A 16808-nucleotide genomic window follows, 5' to 3' on the forward strand; every position below is an offset into this window, starting at 1 on the left:
CGTCACCGTCGGGCCGTATCGTCGCCGGCATGACGCGCATTCTGCTGATCTCGGGTAACACCCGGGCCGACTCCCTGCACACGGCGGCGCTGCGGACGGCCGCCCGGTTCGCGCCCGCGGAGATCAGCGCGTCGCTCTTCGACGGGCTGCGCGACCTGCCGGCCTTCGTGCCGGGGGAGTACTCGCCGCCCGACCCGATCTCGTTTCTGCGGCTGCAGGTGGCGGCGGCGGACGCGGTGCTGTTCAGCACGCCCGAGTTCGCCGGGTCGATGCCCGGCAGCTTGAAGAACCTGCTCGACTGGCTGGTCGACGGCGGCGACCTCACCGGGAAGCCGGCGGCGTGGCTGTCGGTGGCGGTGCCCGGGCAGGACGAGGGCGCGTGCACGGCGCTGGAGACGGTGCTCGCGCACTCCGGGGCCAAGGTGCTGCCCGCGGCGTGCGTGCGGATCCCGCTGACCCAGTCCGCGATGGACGACCACGGCACGGTCGCCGACCCGCAACTGCATCAGGCGCTGCTCGACATGCTGCAGACGGTCGCGCGGGCGCTCGCGGCGCCGAAAACCAGGTCGCAGCCCTCGTGGCAGGCGGTGTCCAGCCTCTACCCTGTGGTGCAGCGCAACGACGCGACCCCGTTCCGCAGCTGGCGGGCGGAGATCTGGCGACCTGGCGAGTAAACGCTCCTGTCCGGGAGGTTTCGATGTCGACGATGCTTTCGACCGATCGCACGGAAAAGATGCTCTGGTGGCTCGCCCTCGGCGGCGCCGCGGTCTCGCTGATCCTCGGCATCATGATGCTGGTCTGGCCCCAGGCGACGCTCTACGTCGGCGCCATCCTCTTCGGCCTGTGGCTGCTCTTCCACGGCGCGATCAACCTGGTCAACGCCATCACCGCGCACGCCGCCGACGGCACCAGCCGCGCGCTGAACGCGGTGATCGGCGTGCTGTTCGTCATCGCCGGCGTGATCTGCCTGCGCCACCTCGTGCTGTCGCTGCTGGTCATCGCCACGCTGATCGGGGTGGCATGGCTGGTCGGCGGGATCGTGGGGCTGGTCGAGGCGTTCGCGGGCCACCGCACCGGCCCGGCCCGGGTGCTGGTCGGCGTGCTGGGCGGCGTGACGGTCCTGGGCGGGCTCATCGTGCTGATCTGGCCGGGCCCGTCGCTGAAGACGCTGGTGGTGCTGACCGGGATCTGGCTGCTCCTGATGGGGGCGCTGCAGCTGTTCCTGGTGCTGCGGGCGCGGCCTGGAGCGTCTCTTCCAGCGTGAAGGCGGTGTCGCACTCGGGGCACTCGACGCCGGCATCGCCGTCGTTGAGGCGGTCCAGGTTCTTGGCTCCGATCTCGGTCGGCGATGCCCATGTCAGGCGCCGGCGAGAGAGCTGCGGCACGAGTGCGGGCGCGAGGTGGGGGTCGTCTGCTGGAATGGGACGCGATGATTCTGCGGGCGGGGGCGGCGCTGGCCGCGACGGTGTTGGGGATCGGTCTCGCGCTGGTCACGCCCGGGGTGGCGCTGGCCGGACCGCAGCGGGAGTGCCGGGTCGAGGATCGGCGGATGACCGAGCTGTCCGGCCTCGTGGCCACCGAGTCCGGATATGTCGTGGTCAATGACGGCTCGGATGACCCCGCCGCTCGGAAGATCTTCTACCTGGATAAAAAATGCCAGGTGACGCGTACGGTGTCGTATCCGTCCCGGCCCCGGGACACCGAGGACATGGGGCTCGCCCCCGACGGGACGCTCTGGGTCGCGGACATCGGGGACAACGACGCGAACCGGGACACGGTCGGGCTGTGGCGGCTGCCGCCGGGGGCCAAGAAGCCGGAACTGTTCCGCCTGTCCTATCCGGACGGCGCGCACGACGCCGAGGCATTGCTGATCACACCCGCCGGCACGCCGATCGTGGTGACCAAGACGGTGGCGGAGGCCGGTGTCTACGAGCCGGTCGGGGCGCTGCGGGCCGGGCGGACGACGGCGCTGAAGCGGCTCGCGTCGGTCACGCTGCCGATCACGACGACGAGCAATCCCTTCTCGTTCGCGGGGGGGCTGGTGATCACCGGGGGCGCGGTGAGCCCCGATGGCCGGCACGCCGTGCTCAGGACGTACGCGGACGCCTTCGAATTCGATGTCGTGGGCGGCGATGTGGCCGGCGCGATCACGAAGGGCGACCCGCGGCAGATCCCCCTGCCGAACGAGCCGCAGGGGGAGTCGGTCGCCTACACGCCGGACGGGACCGCGATCCTGACCATCTCGGAGGTGTCGCGGCAGCCCGCCGGGACCGCGGCCGACCTGCTGCGGTACGCGATCTCCGGCCGGCCGGCGCCGCCACCGACCACGTCTTTGCCCTCACCGTCCTCGAAACCGGCCAGCAGAGCGCCGAGCCGAGCCGCGACGACCCAGGCCCGGCAGGAGACCGCGGAGGATCGCCTCCCGGCCGGCGCCCTGATCACCGGCGGCGTCCTCGTCCTCGCGGCGGCCGCGCTGGTCGGCCTCCTGATCGCACGCCGCTCCCGCCGATGAGCGCGCGTGGCTTGCGCCGATCAGCCCAGGCTGCACCGCGAATGCCGCCCGCGCTCACGAGTGCCGCGGCCGCGCCCGCGAGTGCCGCCCCCCCCGCGCCCGCGAGTGCGGCCCCCGCGCCCGCGAGTGCCGCCCCCGCGCCCGTGAGTGCCGCGCCCGTGAGTGCCGCGCCCGTGAGTGCCGCGCCCGTGAGTGCCGCGCCCGTGAGCGCCGCGCCCGTGAGCGCCGCGCCCGTGAGCGCCGCGCGCCCGTGAGTGCCCGCGCGCCGATGGGTCAGGCGACGCCCATGCGCTCGCAGAGGCCGCGCAATTGCGTTCCTCCCGAGCGCTCGAGCAGCGCCCGCGTTGTCTCCTGGGCCAATCGTGACGCGTGCAGGTGCTGTGGGGCTATCCGTTCTGCCGTCAGCAGATAGCGGACCGCGTCCTTCTCCTTGCCGTTGATCTGGGCCAGGGCCCGCGCCGCGTCGGCGTAGTAGAAGACCTGCCGGCAACCCGCGTCGATCACCGCCGGGTTGGTCTCGCCGGCGATCTCCAGGGCCCGGCCGGGCGCACCGCCGTCCGCCTCGATGGCGATCCGCCAGATGTTGACGTTGGTGGGGCCGAAGAACAGGCCCAGCTCGTCCGACTCGCCGGTGCGCGCGGCCAGCTCGGCGGCCTCGGTGCTCCAGGCGCGGCTGTCGTCCAGGCGCTTGAGCCCGCGCCCCGCGTCGGCGCAGACCAGCTGCAGAATGCCGAGCGCCTCGAGGGCGCCGCGCCGCGCGAGGTGGGGCCGCAGGTCGTCGATCGCCGCCGACGCCATCGTGAGGGTGCGCTGGTAGGAGCCGCACGCCGACGCCGCGCACGCCCGGGCATACGTCGCGAAGCCCACCAGCACCGGGTCGTCCGCCGCCTCGGCCGCCTCGCGCGATCTTTCGGCGCCGAGCCACGCCTCCGCCGGGTGCCCGAGGTTGCGCACCACCCCCGACGCGTGGAACGCACCCTCGCACAGCACCCTGAGCGCCCCGGGCCTTTCCGGCCCGGCGGCGGCCGCGTGCGCGGCACGCAGGAAATCCGGGAGGATGCGTCCGGCGCCGGCATAATCGCAGGCCCGGCGCAGGGCATCGATCAATTCCATCGTACGGGTGAGCTCGGCGACCGGCAGCGCGGGCCGCACGGGCCGTTCCCGCAGATCGACGTCGACCAGCGCCTGCCGGATCCCGTGCACCGCCACCTGCGCCGCGACCGTCTCCCGGTCGGCCGCCGGCACCGACACCCCGACCAGCTCGGCCGACGAGCACTCGAGCGCCGCCGCGATCTCGGCCAGCACGAACCGGTTGTCGGCGGCCTGCTGACCCCGCTCGATCCGGCTCCACGTGGCGTGCGAGATGCCGGCCCGGCTGGCCGCGTACCGGACGCTCCAGCCGCGCAGGAGACGCCGCGCTTTGATCCGCTCACCCACAGTCATGCCCCGACGGTAGGCACGTCCCGGCGCACAGTGGAACAGACCTGTACCGCGGATGGGTGATGATGGACCGGTGAGCAGCCGGTTGAAGGCCATCGCCCGCGAGACGGTGGACATTGTGGAGCGTGGCGGCTACCGCGACGTGTCCATCGCGGACCAGGTGGCGGCGGCGGTGGCGGGGACCCGGCTGTACGGGCCGGACACGCCGCTGCCCGGGGAGGCGCCAGGGGCCGCGGGGGCGCAGGGCGCGGTGGGGGCGCAAGGCGCGGTGGGAGCGCAAGGCGCTGTGGGGGCGCAGGGAGCGGTGGGGGCGCAGGGAGCGGTGGGGCCGCAGGGCGCGGTGGGCGCGCGGGGCGCGGCGCGGGCGCGGGGCGTGGCAGGGACGCCGGGGGCGGCCACCGTGGAGGTGACCGGGGAGTCGACGCTGGAGGCGGCGCGGCGGCTTGGCGGGGACGTGGCGGCGCTGGTGTTCGCGTCGGCTCGTAGCCCGGGTGGTGGGTTTCTGAACGGGGCTCAGGCTCAGGAGGAGAGCATCGCCCGCGCGTCCGCTCTGTATCACAGCCTGCGGGCGGCGGGGGAGTTCTACGACTACCACCGGGCGCACTCCGAGCTCACGTACTCGGACCGGGTCATCTACTCACCGAAGGTGCCGGTGTTCCGGGACGACCGCGGGGTGCTGCTCGACGCGGCGTACCCGGTCTCGTTCCTCACGGCGGCGGCGCCCAACCGGGCGGCGATCGTGACCAACCAGCCGGAGCTGCTCGACAGCGTGCCGGGGATTCTGCGGCGGCGGGCGGCGCGGGTGCTCGCGGTGGCGGCGGCGCACGGGCATCGGCGGCTGGTGCTGGGGGCCTGGGGGTGCGGGGTCTTCGGGAACGACGCGGGCGTGGTGGCCGAGGCGTTCGCGGGGGCGATCGGGGAAAGCCCCTGGTTCGAGCACATCACGTTCGCGGTGCTCGACAAGCGGGACGCGTTCAGGCGGCTCGCGACGACCTGACGCTCCAGTCGAACGTGCCCTGGCAGACCAGGGTGCCGTGCTCATCCCGTACGTCGGCGGCGGTCTTGATCTTGATCTTGGGGGTGGCCCGGGCGGCCAGGGCCGCGAGTTGATCGCGGGCGTGGGTGTCGAGGGAACAGGTCGCGATGAGCCGGCCTCGGGCGGGGGACAGGAAGCGGAGGGTGGCAGCCGAGCCGAGCGGGATGATGTCGGGGTAGACGGCGATGATGGCGGCCAGGCCCGCCGCGTCGATCAGGGTGATCAGGCCGCTGGAGTGCAGGGAGCCGATCACGTTCGCCAGCGCGGGCGGCGCGTCCATGGCGACCACGCCGACGCCGTCCGACGCGGAGACCACCGAGAGGCCGGTCGTCTCGTGCGCGGGGATCGGGGAGAGCAGGTCACGCGCCACGTCCGTCGCATCCATCCGCGCATTGTCGGCGGCGCCGGTGACGGCTACTTCTCGGTGAGGTTGACCAGTGGCGTCGGCTGGTTGATGTTCGCCGGCGCGTTCCACTTCTGGATGTCGGCCGTGCTGCAGGTGGCGACCATGACCTTGCTGGTGCCGTCGCTGTGATAGTTGTTGGCGACGCCGGTGCCCTGCTCGGTGGGCTGCAGGCAGTTGCCCTTGTAGTCCATGATCCGGTAGCTGGTGCCGTAGTCGCCGGTGTCGTGGTAGACCTTCCAGGTCAGCGCGGCCTGGGCCTGCGTCGCGGCGTCCTTGCAGGTCACCACGGTCACCCACGACGTCGTGGTGACGACGCCCGGCGACTTCAGGCAGTAGTTGTTGTTGGCCGAGCTGTTGTTGGCGTTGCTGTTGGAGCTGGCGTTGTTGACGATGATCGGGCCGGCCTTGTAGATCTCGGGCAGCACCGGCACGGGGTGGACCCACTGCTGGTTGAAGTCGACCAGCGCGCCCGGATCCTGCTTGCAGAACCAGGCGATCATGTACGTGGCGCCCATGTTCTTGCTCGTCACGTCCAGGCAGCGGCTGAACTGCTTGTAGTTGACCAGCTGGTTGGTCGCGTCGCCGGCCATGCCCGCGCCGACGCCGGGGGCGGAGTAGAAGACGTTCTTGGTCGAGTTGGCGCCGCAGCCGGCCAGGAGCACCGTGTGGTCGCTGCTCGACCCCGGGGTCTTCACGTTCATGCAGAAGCTGCCGTCGGACTTGCTGGCCGAGGTGGTGGCGTGGAAGACACTGCTGCCGTCGAGCGCCCACTGGAAGTTCGTGGTCCGCACCGTCGGGCAGGGCTGGAACACGATCGGGGTGACGTTGCTGACCCGCGTCGAGTTCGCGAACAGGCAGGTGCCCGACGGGGCGGCGGACGACTCCGAGTAGATCAGCCGGAGGTACAGGTCGGCGGTGTACCCGAACTGCTGCTCGCTGCTGCCGTTGCACTTCTGCATGGTGACCGGCGTCCCGGCCGGCGGGCTGGGCGCCGAGCCGGCGTCGAGGCACTGGTCGCCCAGGGTGCTGCTGGAGATCCTGATCTGGCCGCCCGGAATGTTGGTGTTGCTGGTGGAGAAGACGTAGGTGGCGGTCAGCGTCCGGGTGACCGCGCCGCTGGTGCCGGCCGACTGGACGATCGCGGTGGTGGGCACGTCGTTGACGGCGCAGCCGGTGACGCTGTTGCCGTCCCGGTCGCGGTAGGTGACCGTGACCGTGTAGGTCGAGGTGATGCCGCCGCCGGTCGCGCCCACGATCCCGGTCATCTTGCAGGGCGGCAGGTTCTCCAGGTAGCCGTTCTGCGCGCTGTCCGCGGCGGCGCGCACGCGGGCCATCATCACGTCGAGGCCGGCCTGGGAGGCGTCGAGCGCGGCGCCGCGCTGGTCGTAACTTTGGGTGCTCTTGATCTGGCGGACCACGATCGGGACCATCGTCGCCGAGAGCGCCAGCGCGACCGTGACGACCAGCATGGCCATCGGGAACGAGCCCTCGTCGTCGCGGAACCTCATGCGGTTGGCCTTCCCTTGCTGCAGTCGTTGGCCGCCGGGGTGTTGCGGTTGGTGTTCTGCGCCGTGAAGAGCACGTCCAGCGGCAGCGTGGTCTTGCCGAGCCGGCCGGTGAACCGGAGCCGGATCTGGCTGTGCTCGAGCTCGTAGTCCTTGCCGACGCCGTTGTCGATGCCGGTGGCGCTCGGGCTCGGGCTCGGGCTGGGCGTGGCGAAGGGCTGGTCGCCGGGCGCGTAGACCTTGAAGGGCGGAATGCCGGCGTCGGTCAGCGTGAGATTGGTGGCGATGGTGGTCGGCGCCCCCGGCGTCGTGCCGGGCAGCGTCCAGATCGCCCGGGTCAGGACGCCGTTGTTGAACACCAGTTGCCGGCAGTCGGTGGTGGTGGCGTACTCCAGGTACCAGGCGTTGCCCACCTGACCCTCCTTGCTGACCCAGGTGGCGTAGCGCAGTTCCTTGTCCAGCCGCCGGAAGCTGTTGCCGATCTGGTCCCGCGCGGTGCCGAGCTCGTCGACCCGGTTGAAGTTGGAGTAGATCAAGCTGAGGCCGCCGGCGACCATCACCAGGACCATGAGCATGAACCCGGTGGCGACGACGACCTCCAGCAGGGAGTAGCCGCTCTCGTCGTCGTCGTTCATGTGATCTTCCAGATGAAGGTGAGGCTGCTGCTGCTGGGCGGGGCCAGCGCGGTGGCCGTCGCGGTCACCGTGTAGGCGCCGGCCGTGGTCGGCGTGCCGGAGATGACCCCGGTCAGGGCGTTGAACGTCAGGCCGGGCGGCAGGCCGGTGACGCTCAGCAAGGGGGACAGGCCGAGCAGCGTCCCGTTGGTGGCCAGGGTCAGCGACGTGGCCGTGCCCTTCGCCGTGACCTGGTCGGGCGCGGCCAGCGGCGGGGAGTTGAAGACCAGCGAGTCGCTGCTGGTCACGGTGACCACGATCGCCCGGCTCGCGGTGCCGCCGCTGCCGTCGGTGACGGTGATCGTGGCCAGGAACCGGCCGGTCGCCTTCACGTTGTCGTTGACGGCGCCGCTGTTCTTGTTGATCGTCACGTCGGGGGGCAGGCCGGTGGCGCTGTAGGTGTAGTTGCCGTCGCCACCCGCGGCGACCGCGGTGAAGACGAGCTTCGCCTTCGCATCGATCGTCTGGTCGGACAGGCCGCTGAGGGTCAGGGCCGGCTGCACGGTGTGCTTGTAGGTGGCCGTGCCGGTTCGCTGGTTGGCGTCGGCGACGGTGACGGTCACCGTGTAGACCCCGGTGGTGGTCGGGCTGCCGGTGATGGCGCCGGTCGCGGCGTCGATCTGCAGCCCGGGCGGGAGGCCGGTCGCGGTCCAGGAGCCGTACGGCGCGACGCCGTTCGTGGCGGACAGGGTCAGGCTGTAGACGTCGCCGACCCGGCTGGTGACGCTCGCGGGAACGACGGGAGTGGGCGGCTGCACCACGGTGAAGGTGACCGGGCCGGTGTTGCTGCGGTTCGCGTGGTCGGTGACCGTGGCCGTGGTCGACACGACGCCGAGCGGGGTCGCGGTTCCGGTGATCATTCCGGAGGGCGCCAGCGACAGCCCGGCCGGGAGCTTGCCGATCGTCCAGGTGTTCGGGAGCTGACCGCCGCGGGCCTTCAACTGGTACGTGACGCTGTCCCCGAGATACCAGGTCTGGTTGTTGTCCATGACCTGCGGCGCCGGGCGGTTGAAGTCGAACGTCGGCTCGGAGGCCCGGGACACCAGAGTGGTGGCGACGTAGCTGCAGGTGCCGGCGGCGCAGGACCGGTCCGGCCAGGTCTCGAGCACCACCACCCGGAAGAACTGCAGGATCTGAGTGGCGTCGGCCGGGGCGCCCGCGCCCTTCGGGTAGACGCACTCGCTGGTGCCGGTCAGGTAGACCTCGCACTGGCCGACGTAGATGTTCTGCGTGTAAGTGGTTCCCTTGACGCTCTTTCCCCAGGCGTCGACCCCGCCGACACTGATCAACCTGGCCGACGTGGAGATCGGCGCGTCCGCGCCCTCGGTCGAGCCGCTGGTGGTCATGACGTCGGCGGCCACCTGCATCGTCTTCAGGTAGGGCTTGACCACCTCCGGGGCGGCGGTGAACTGCGCCTGGGTGGCGTTGATGCTGCGGCCGGTCAGCAGCGCGCTGCCCTTGAGCCCGCGCACCTGCTCCATGGCGGTCTCGGCGAGCTGGATCGCGGCCTGCCGGGAGCGCTGCCGGTTGACGGTGGCCAGTCCGTTCACGAAGAACGGGGCGCTCGCGAGCATGGTGACGGTCACGATCGCCACCGCGACGATCATCTCGACGGTGCTGAAGCCCCGTTCCTTGCCCACGCGCGCTCTCCCGGCCTCTTCCCGCTAACCGTCACATCGGCCGCCGGGAGCGCAGGTTTAGGACAATCAGCGCTTCGCCGCCGACTTCGCCTTGTACATTGCCGCGTCGGCCTCGCGCAGCATGTGGTCGGGGTCGGCGCCGCCCTCCGCCGACATCGCCATGCCGATGCTGCAGCCGACCTCGACCCGCTCGCCGTCGATGAAGAACGGGGAGGAGATCGCCGTCGTGATGTTGTCGATCACGGTCTGGGCCGAGACCACGCCGTCCAGCAGCACGACGAACTCGTCGCCGCCGAGGCGGGCCACGGTGTCGGACTTGCGCAGCAGGCCGGTGAGGCGGCGCGCCACCTCGATCAGCAGCAGGTCGCCGGACGCGTGGCCGAGCGTGTCGTTGACCGCCTTGAAGCCGTCGAGGTCGAGCAGCAGGATCGCGAACCGGTACCCGGGCTGGCGGGCGGCCCGCAGCCCGGCCTGTTCCATCCGGTCCTCGAGCAGCACCCGGTTGGGCAGGCCGGTGAGGTGGTCGTGCAGGGCCGCGTTGCGCAGGCTCTCCTCCTGCGCGCGCAGGGCGGCCATCATCACCTCGTAGTCGAGGGCGGCGGCCAGCAGGGCGCCGGACTGGTTCATCATCTCGCGGCCGGGCGGAGTGGTGGACTGGATGCGCCCGACCGCGGCAAGCACGCCCCAGTCGCGGTTGCGGCTGCGCACCGGGACGAGGAAGACGACGTCGCCGGCGCGCCCGTCGGTCTTCTCGAACAGCTGCGGGGGCGGGAACTCGTCGGCGCCGAGGGCCGCGCCGGTGTCGCAGCCGGCCCGGAAGTCGCCGACGACCTCCAGGCGGCTCTCGTCGCCCGGCGTCCAGAGGCCGAGGCTGCCGGCGATGGCGGGGGTCTGGCCGAGCCATTCGAGGGCGCGGGGGTCGCGCTCGTGGGTGCCGAGCAGCTCGATGCCCAGCTCGTACTGGATGTTGAGGGTGCTTTGCAGGTATTGCACCTGGGCAAAAAGCGCGCGTGCCGCTTTTTCGGACACCGGAAGGCCCCGGGCCGGGCAGCCGCATGAGTCACGCTGGACAAACGCCGTCGTGACATATCGCGTTTGCGATGACATGTCGGACAAAAGGGACTGAAGGAGGTCGTACACCACCGAGCCGAGCACGTCGAGGGGCTGGCGGACAGTCGACAGGCTGGGGCGCATGTAGGTGGCATCGGCGATGTCGTCGAAGCCCACCACGGCCAACTCGCGGGGGAGGTCGTAGCCCGCGGCCGACATGCGGGAGGCGAGGCCGATCGCGTTGCGGTCGGTGCCCAGGACGATCGCCGTGGCCGGCATCCCCGCCCGGATCAGCGTGTCCGCCACCGCCTCCCCGCCGCTCTCGTGGTTGTCGCCGGTCTCGAAGAGCAGGTCCGGCCGCGGCGTGATGCCGTGCGCGAGCAGCCCCTCCCGGTACCCCTCGTGCCGCTCGCGGAGATCGAAATGCGAGAGGTGGCCGGCGAAGGCGATCCGCTCGTGGCCGTGGCCGATCAGGTGGGCGACAGCATCCCGTACGCCGCTGCGATTGTCCGCCAGCACGGCCGAGCACCCGCTGCCGTTCGCGTCCTGCGCCACGAACACCACCGGCAGCCCGTGCGCGCGTGCCTCCATCGCGTACGCGGTGTCCACCGCCCCCGGCAGCACCACCAGCCCCGCCAGTTGCTTCCACGACAACGGCTTGCGGAAATCGGGTACTCCGGCCCGGTCGGCGCTGTGCGCGCCCGGGTCGAGCGTCTGGATCGCCATGATCCGATCGCCGCCCTCGGAGGCGGCCGCGTTGATCCCCTCGATGATCGCCCCGTAGTAGTCGCCCCCGACGAAAGGCGACAGGATCCCGAACGCGCGGCCACTCACCCCATCATGATCTCTCGAATGCCCGCGCCGCGCGTCCCATGTGCGATACATGGGACGCGCGGCCCTTCACGGGGTTACTTCGCGAGGTGATAGACCCACATCGTGGGCTGGCCGCCGACCGAGGGGCCGGCCACGTAGACCCGCCCGTTCACGATCACCGGTGTGGTCATGAAGGCCTCGAACGGCTGGGTCACCGCCGACCACAGCGGCGGACAGCTCAGGTCGCCGCAGCCGCCGGCGTCGAAGCCGCCGATCGTGCCCACGTTCTGGGTGTAGTAGACGACTCCGCCGGCCACCGAGGGCGACGCGTTCGTGCCGGAGGCGGTGCCGAGGCCGCCGAACCAGAGGAATCCGCAGACCGGTTTCCCGCAGCCGTTGGCGTCGAAGGCGAACACGAAGCCCACCGCACCGCCGTACAGGATGCCGTCGGAGACGGTCAGGTTGTTGTTGATCGAGTCGAAGTCGGCCGGGTGCGCCACCCACAGCGGGGTGCAGTCCAGGGTGTGCGCGCTCAGGCAGGCCGCCGACGAGTACGCGTACACGGTGCCGGCCTTTCCGTCGGGCGCCTGGAAGTCGACGCTCGGGAAGTACACCTTGTCGCCGCTGACCGTCGGCCCGGCGTTCTGGATGAGCCCGGAACCCGTGTCGGAGCCGGCCACCGGCCGGCTCGCCCAGACCGGCGGGCACGTCTTCAGGCCGCAGCCGGCGGCCCGGAACGCCACCAGCCGTTCCGCCGAGGTCGCGTAGACCAGCCCGTTCGCGACGGCCGGCGCGCCGTTCGAGGACGACTTGAGATTGCCCGTCCACAGTGGCGCGCATGTCGACCGGCCGCAGCCGTTCGAGGTGAAGGCGAGCAGCCGGCCGTCGCCGGAGACGATGTAGAGGATGCCGTTGGACACGGTCGGCGAGGACGCGGTGTTGGGCACCGGCGCCGTCCACACCGGATCGCAGGTCGGCTTGCCGCAGCCGGCCGCGCGGAACGCGGAGAGCACGCCGAGGCCGTTGTCGGCCGAGCCGGCCGTCGAGATGAACACGAGCCCGCCGGACACCGCCGGGGTGGTGTGGGCGCCGTTGGTCAGCTTCGCCGTCCAGAGCGGGTCGCAGCTGTCGCTGCCGCAGCCGGTCGCGGGCAGGGCGAGCTGGCGCCGGACTTGGCGGCATCATGCCCGAACTGCGGCCACGTCACCGGGGCCGCCTGCGCCGCGCCGGTGAGCGCCAGCGCGCCCACGACGGCTACGGAGAGAGCGAAGAGCCTGGTTGACCTCATCAGGCACGATGGCGCGCGGCGCTGGAGCGGCCCTGATGCGCGCCTGAAACGTGACCGCGGGCTCAGCGCAGGCTGTCGAGCTTCGCGCGCACCGCGTCGGCGTCGCGGTGGGACAGCGAATGCAGGATCGCGAGCGCCTCCCGCCACGAGCCGCGGGCCGCCTCCGGCGCGCCGGCCGCCAGGTGCGCGTCGCCCAGGTGGCCGAGCACCTGCGCCTGCGCCCACCGGTCGGCGCCCTGCCGGAACATCCGCAGCGCGCCCTCGAAGTCGGCCACCGCCTGCCGGTGCTCGCCGAGGTGGTGGTGGACCATCCCCAGGCTGTCCAGCGATTCCGCCTCGCCCTCCTCGTCGCCGATGGCCCGGTGCTCCTCGAGCGCCCGGCGGCAGTGGATCGCCGCCTCCTCGTAGTCGCCCATCCGGGACAGGCACCAGCCGATCGCGTTGGTCGCCGACGCCAGCCCGCGCCGGTCGCCGAGCTCCTGGTGCAGGTCGAAGGCCATCCGCGCGTGCCGCAGCGCGTCGGCGTGCCGGTCCTGCTGGTCGAAGAGCACGGTGAGGCTGAAGACGATGCGCGCCTCGCCGGCCCGGTCGGACAGCTCCTGGTAGCGGGCGAGCGCCTGCCGCAGGTGCCCTTCGGCGTCGTCGCCGCGGCCGAGACGCCGCGCGGCCACGGCGGCGCGGCGGTGGATGCGGGCCTGGGCGTCGCGATCGCCTATCCGGTACGCGGCGGCCAGCGCGTTCGCCATCGACGCGGACAGGTCGTGCCACCGGCCCTGCCGATCCTGGAAGTCCCACAAGATCAGGGCCAGCCGCCACACGTACGCGTCGAAGCCCTCGTCCCCGGCCCGTTCGATCGCCGCGACCAGCGTCGGGTATTCCGCGCCGAACCAGCACAGCGCGTCCGGCCGGTCGGCCAGCGAGGCCAGGGTGACCCCGTCGCGCGGCGGGTCGAGCGTGAGCGGGTCGGAGGGCTCGTGCACCAGAGCGGCGGCCCGGTGCGCGCTGTGCGTGTAGTGGTCGAGCAGCCGGTGCTGCGCCGACCGCAGCGCGTCGACCCGGTCGGTCAGCCGGGCCAGCTCGGCGGCGTACGCGCGCAGCAGGTCGTGCGCCGAGAACCGGCCCGCCGTCTTCTCGGTGATCAGGTGCGCCTCGGCCAGCCCGGCCAGCAGCGTCCGGGTCCGGGCCAGGGGCAGCGCGGCGAGGCTGGCCGCCGCCGACGCCGTCACCTCCGGCCCCGGGAGCAGACCGAGCAGCCGGAACAGCCGGGCCGCCGGCGGGTCGAGCCGCCGGTACGACCAGGAGAAGACCGCCCGCAGGTCGGTGCCGCAGTCGCCGCCGTCGAGGGCGTCCAGCGGCCCGGCCGCGTCCCGCAGCTCGCCGGCCAGCTTGGCCAGCGGAAGCTCCGGGTGGGCGGCGGCCCGGGCGCAGGCGATGGCGAGCGCCAGCGGCAGCCGGGCGCAGCTCTCCACGATCTCGCCGACCGCCTCCGGCTCGGCCGCGGCCCGCGACCGCCCGATGCGCCCGACCACGAGGTCGCGGGCCTCCAGGGTGGAGAGCACGTCGAGGGTCACCGGCCGCGCCCCCTCGATGGCGAGCAGCGGCGTGAGCTGGTTGCGGCTGGTCACCACGACGAGGCAGCCGGGGGAGCCGGGCAGCAGCGGCCGCACCTGCTCGACGTCGCGCGCGTTGTCCAGCAGCACCAGCACCCGCTTGCCCGCGAGCAGGCTGCGGAACAGCGCGGAGCGCGACTCCACCGGGTCGGGGATCCGATCGGCGGGGATCCCGAGCGCGGTGAGGAACCCGTGCAGCGCGTCGCAGGGGTGGATGATCTGGCCGCCCGGGTCGAAGCCGCGCAGGTCGCAGTAGAGCTGCCCGTCGGGGAACCGGGAGGCGGCCCGGTGCGCCCAGCGCACCGCGAGGGCGGTCTTGCCGACCCCGGCGGTGCCGGAGACCGCCGAGATGACCACGGAGTGCGCGGCCGGCTCGTCCAGCAGCCGGTCGAGCTCGGCCATCTCGCGGGAGCGGCCGGCGAACGTGGCCACGGCTAGCGGCAGCTGGGCCGGGACGGTCGCGGCGACCGGTGCGGCGGGCAGGTCGAGGGCCGGGTCCTGGCGCAGGATCGCCGACTCCAGGTCGCGGACCGCCGGGCCCGGGTCGATGCCGAGGTCCTCGCGGAGCGTGGCCCGCAGCTGGCGGTACGCGTCGAGCGCGTCCGCCTGCCGCCCGGCTCGGTAGAGGGCCAGCATCAGCCGCCCGGCCATCTCCTCGTCGAGCGGGTCCTGCCGGCACAGCTCACCGAGCTCGCCCAGCAGCGCCGCGTGCTCGCCCAGCTCGAGCCGCACGTCGACGAGCTGCCGCCGCGCGCGCAGCAGCAGCTGGTCGAGGCGCTGCGCCTCGCGCTCGAAGCCCGGCAGGTCGGCCAGGGCCGGCCCGCGCCACAGCTCGATCGCCGCGCGCAGCAGGCTCGCCCGGCGACCCGGCTCGGCGCACTCCGCCGCCTGGTCGATCAGCCGCTCGGCGGCGGCGACGTCGGTCGGCTCGTTGCCGAGGTCGAGCAGGTAGCCCGGTGGGCGGGCGAGGATGGCGCCGCGTTCGCCGAGGACGCGGCGCAGGTAGGAGACGTGACTCTGCAGTGTGTTCGCCGCCGTCGGCGGGGCCGCGTCGCCCCACACCAGGTCGGCGAGCCGGTCGGTGCTGACCACGTGGCCCGCCGCCAGGGCGAGGGCCGCGAGGACCGCCTGCCGGCGAACACCGGCGACCGACCGCGCGGCGCCCCCCGCCGTGACGTCGACCGGCCCGAGAAGCCTGACCCGCACGTCCGGCAACGCTAGCCATGGCGGGCAAGCGGCTGAACTACGGAGTCCGGGACCCGACTGGAAGAATTCCAGATCGTGACCCGAGAACACGACGCGCCGCGGCCGCCCGACCGGTCGGTCTCGCTGGACCACTTCGTCGGGATGTACGAGGCCAAGACCGACCCCTGGGACAATGCCAGCAAGTGGTCCGACCAGCGCAAATACGCCGTGACCATGGCGAGCCTGCCGCGCGAGCGGTACCGCCGCTGCTACGAGCCCGGCTGCGCGGTCGGCCTGCTCACCCGGCTGCTCGCGCCGCGCTGCGACGAGATCCTCGCGGTGGACGCGGTGCCCGAGGCGGTGCGCACGGCTGCCGAGGCGGTGCGTGACTTTCCCCACGTCACGGTGGAACGGGCGATCCTGCCGGCTGACCTGCCTTCGGGCACCTTCGACCTCATCGTCATCGGCGACCTGCTCTACTACCTGTCGGCCGACGATCTGAACGACCTGCTCACCGGCCTGCGCGCCCGTCTCGAGCCGGGCGGCGAGATCGTCGCCGTGCACTACCGGGACCGCAGTGGCGAGACCTGGGACGGCGCGCACGCCCACTCCGTCTTGGCCGAGCTAGGGCTGGAGAGCGTGATTCATCACGACGATGAATGGTTCGTCCTGGATGTCTGGAAGGCCTGACGGTAACGCTGCGGGCTCGTCCCGACGACCCGCTTGAAACGGTCGCGGAACGCGGTCGGTGAGCCGAAGCCGACCGCCCCGCCGATCCGGTCGACCGCCTGCGTCGTGGTCTCAAGCAGGTGCTGCGCCCGGCGGATCCGCGCCAGGTGCAGCCATCGCAGCGGCGTCGTGCCGGTGTGCTCGCGGAACCGCCGGTTGAGCGTGCGCGTGCTCATCCCGGCGTGCGCCGCGATCTCGTCGAGCGTCAGATCCCGTCCCGCGCTCTCCCCGAGCCACCGCAGCAGCGGTTCCATCGTCGACCCGCGCGGCGCCGGCGGCTGCTCCGGCACGATGAACTGGGCCTGCCCGCCCTCGCGCTCCAGCGGCATCACCGAGAGCCGGGCCGCGTCGGCGGCGACCGCCGAGCCGTGATCCGTGCGGATGAGGTGCAGGCACAGGTCGAGTCCCGCCGCCGCGCCCGCCGAGGTCAGGAACTGTCCCTCGTCGACGTAGAGCACGGCCGGGTCGAGATCCACCTTCGGAAACATCGCGGCGAAGGACGATGCGCCGAGCCAGTGCGTGGTGGCCCGTCGCCCGTCCAGCAGCCCGGTCGCGGCCAGCACGAACGCGCCGACACAGATGGAGGCGATCCGGGTGCCGCGCGCCGCGGCCGTCCGCAGCGAGATCAAGACCTTTTCGGGTACGTCGTCAGCAGGCTCCTCGCGGCCCGGGACGATGATCGTGTCCGCCTCCTCGAGAGCCTCCAGCCCGTGCGGGGCCCGCAGGGTGAACTGGCCGGCATGCACCTCCGGGGTGGGCGCGCACACCCGTACGTCATAGGCCTTGACGTCGCCTTGGAGCCGCAGCCGTCCGAAGACCTCGATGGGGGTGGCCAGGTCGAAGGGTATGACCCCGTCCAGCGCGAGCACGACGACGCGATGCATGCCGCCCACGGTACTGGCTGAAATCCGTTGGCCTAT

General features: G+C 72.3%; 15 protein-coding genes. 5 read left to right on the forward strand and 10 right to left on the reverse strand.

Going from position 1 to position 16808, the window contains the following annotated elements:
* Nucleotides 1-29 precede the first annotated feature (29 nt).
* From ACQPZX_RS18365 to ACQPZX_RS18375, 3 genes are all read left to right on the forward strand, one after another.
* Nucleotides 30-674 carry an NADPH-dependent FMN reductase gene (locus tag ACQPZX_RS18365; RefSeq protein WP_433382131.1) on the forward strand — a complete coding sequence of 215 codons (645 nt, stop codon included), beginning with the start codon at nt 30-32 and terminating at the stop codon, nt 672-674.
* A 23-nt stretch (nt 675-697) separates the two neighbouring features.
* Complete coding sequence (locus ACQPZX_RS18370) at nt 698-1264, forward strand: HdeD family acid-resistance protein (protein ID WP_433382134.1); 567 nt, start codon at nt 698-700, stop codon at nt 1262-1264.
* Between the two features lie 165 nt (nt 1265-1429).
* Complete coding sequence (locus ACQPZX_RS18375; RefSeq protein WP_433382136.1) at nt 1430-2512, forward strand: hypothetical protein; 1083 nt, start codon at nt 1430-1432, stop codon at nt 2510-2512.
* Here ACQPZX_RS18375 and ACQPZX_RS18380 read toward each other — a convergent pair.
* On the reverse strand, nt 2439-2873 hold the full coding sequence (locus ACQPZX_RS18380) for a pentapeptide repeat-containing protein (protein ID WP_433385308.1): 435 nt from the start codon (nt 2871-2873) through the stop codon (nt 2439-2441). The two genes, ACQPZX_RS18375 and ACQPZX_RS18380, sit on opposite strands and share 74 nt — an antisense overlap.
* Entirely contained in the window at nt 2786-3955 is a 1170-nt protein-coding gene (locus tag ACQPZX_RS18385; protein WP_433382139.1) for a helix-turn-helix domain-containing protein, read from the reverse strand. Before ACQPZX_RS18385 ends, ACQPZX_RS18380 begins: the two co-directional genes overlap by 88 nt.
* A gap of 70 nt (nt 3956-4025) precedes the next feature.
* On the opposite strand from ACQPZX_RS18385, the gene ACQPZX_RS18390 reads away from it, so the two are divergent.
* Nucleotides 4026-4949 (forward strand): TIGR02452 family protein, encoded by a 924-nt coding sequence (locus ACQPZX_RS18390; protein WP_433382142.1) that lies wholly within the window; start codon nt 4026-4028, stop codon nt 4947-4949.
* Here ACQPZX_RS18390 and ACQPZX_RS18395 read toward each other — a convergent pair.
* From ACQPZX_RS18395 to ACQPZX_RS18425, 7 genes are all read right to left on the reverse strand, one after another.
* Complete coding sequence (locus tag ACQPZX_RS18395) at nt 4927-5373, reverse strand: PaaI family thioesterase (RefSeq protein ID WP_433382145.1); 447 nt, start codon at nt 5371-5373, stop codon at nt 4927-4929. The two genes, ACQPZX_RS18390 and ACQPZX_RS18395, sit on opposite strands and share 23 nt — an antisense overlap.
* Nucleotides 5374-5402: 29 nt before the next feature.
* Nucleotides 5403-6902 (reverse strand): DUF1561 family protein, encoded by a 1500-nt coding sequence (locus ACQPZX_RS18400; RefSeq protein ID WP_433382148.1) that lies wholly within the window; start codon nt 6900-6902, stop codon nt 5403-5405.
* Nucleotides 6899-7534 (reverse strand): hypothetical protein, encoded by a 636-nt coding sequence (locus ACQPZX_RS18405; protein WP_433382151.1) that lies wholly within the window; start codon nt 7532-7534, stop codon nt 6899-6901. The genes ACQPZX_RS18400 and ACQPZX_RS18405 overlap by 4 nt, the downstream gene beginning before the upstream one ends.
* Nucleotides 7531-9213: a putative Ig domain-containing protein gene (locus ACQPZX_RS18410; protein ID WP_433382154.1), complete on the reverse strand. Its 1683-nt coding sequence runs from the start codon at nt 9211-9213 to the stop codon at nt 7531-7533. Before ACQPZX_RS18410 ends, ACQPZX_RS18405 begins: the two co-directional genes overlap by 4 nt.
* Nucleotides 9214-9279: 66 nt before the next feature.
* On the reverse strand, nt 9280-11097 hold the full coding sequence (locus ACQPZX_RS18415) for a diguanylate cyclase domain-containing protein (RefSeq protein WP_433382157.1): 1818 nt from the start codon (nt 11095-11097) through the stop codon (nt 9280-9282).
* A gap of 74 nt (nt 11098-11171) precedes the next feature.
* The gene (locus ACQPZX_RS18420) at nt 11172-12230 is read right to left on the reverse strand and encodes a PQQ-binding-like beta-propeller repeat protein (protein WP_433385311.1); all 1059 of its coding nucleotides are present in this window, start codon (nt 12228-12230) and stop codon (nt 11172-11174) included.
* Nucleotides 12231-12426: 196 nt separating this feature from the next.
* Nucleotides 12427-15180 carry a BTAD domain-containing putative transcriptional regulator gene (locus ACQPZX_RS18425; protein ID WP_433382160.1) on the reverse strand — a complete coding sequence of 918 codons (2754 nt, stop codon included), beginning with the start codon at nt 15178-15180 and terminating at the stop codon, nt 12427-12429.
* Between the two features lie 75 nt (nt 15181-15255).
* Between ACQPZX_RS18425 and ACQPZX_RS18430 the strand changes: the two genes are divergently transcribed.
* A complete protein-coding gene (locus tag ACQPZX_RS18430; RefSeq protein ID WP_433382163.1) occupies nt 15256-15849 on the forward strand; it encodes a class I SAM-dependent DNA methyltransferase in 594 nt (197 codons plus the stop codon).
* On the opposite strand, the gene ACQPZX_RS18435 is transcribed toward ACQPZX_RS18430, so the two are convergent.
* Nucleotides 15807-16772 (reverse strand): GlxA family transcriptional regulator, encoded by a 966-nt coding sequence (locus ACQPZX_RS18435; protein ID WP_433382166.1) that lies wholly within the window; start codon nt 16770-16772, stop codon nt 15807-15809. The genes ACQPZX_RS18430 and ACQPZX_RS18435 overlap by 43 nt on opposite strands.
* Nucleotides 16773-16808 lie beyond the last annotated feature (36 nt).

Source organism: Actinoplanes sp. CA-142083, assembly GCF_050942195.1.
Lineage (GTDB): Bacteria > Actinomycetota > Actinomycetes > Mycobacteriales > Micromonosporaceae > Actinoplanes.

Excerpts from the sequence above, each read along its gene's own strand:
- ACQPZX_RS18405 (WP_433382151.1), bottom strand. The coding sequence starts at position 7,534 with ATGAACGACGACGACGAGAGCGGCTACTCCCTGCTGGAGGTCGTCGTC.
- ACQPZX_RS18395 (WP_433382145.1), bottom strand. The coding sequence starts at position 5,373 with ATGGATGCGACGGACGTGGCGCGTGACCTGCTCTCCCCGATCCCCGCG.
- ACQPZX_RS18375 (WP_433382136.1), top strand. The coding sequence starts at position 1,430 with ATGATTCTGCGGGCGGGGGCGGCGCTGGCCGCGACGGTGTTGGGGATC.
- ACQPZX_RS18400 (WP_433382148.1), bottom strand. The coding sequence starts at position 6,902 with ATGAGGTTCCGCGACGACGAGGGCTCGTTCCCGATGGCCATGCTGGTC.
- ACQPZX_RS18385 (WP_433382139.1), bottom strand. The coding sequence starts at position 3,955 with ATGACTGTGGGTGAGCGGATCAAAGCGCGGCGTCTCCTGCGCGGCTGG.
- ACQPZX_RS18365 (WP_433382131.1), top strand. The coding sequence starts at position 30 with ATGACGCGCATTCTGCTGATCTCGGGTAACACCCGGGCCGACTCCCTG.
- ACQPZX_RS18370 (WP_433382134.1), top strand. The coding sequence starts at position 698 with ATGTCGACGATGCTTTCGACCGATCGCACGGAAAAGATGCTCTGGTGG.
- ACQPZX_RS18435 (WP_433382166.1), bottom strand. The coding sequence starts at position 16,772 with ATGCATCGCGTCGTCGTGCTCGCGCTGGACGGGGTCATACCCTTCGAC.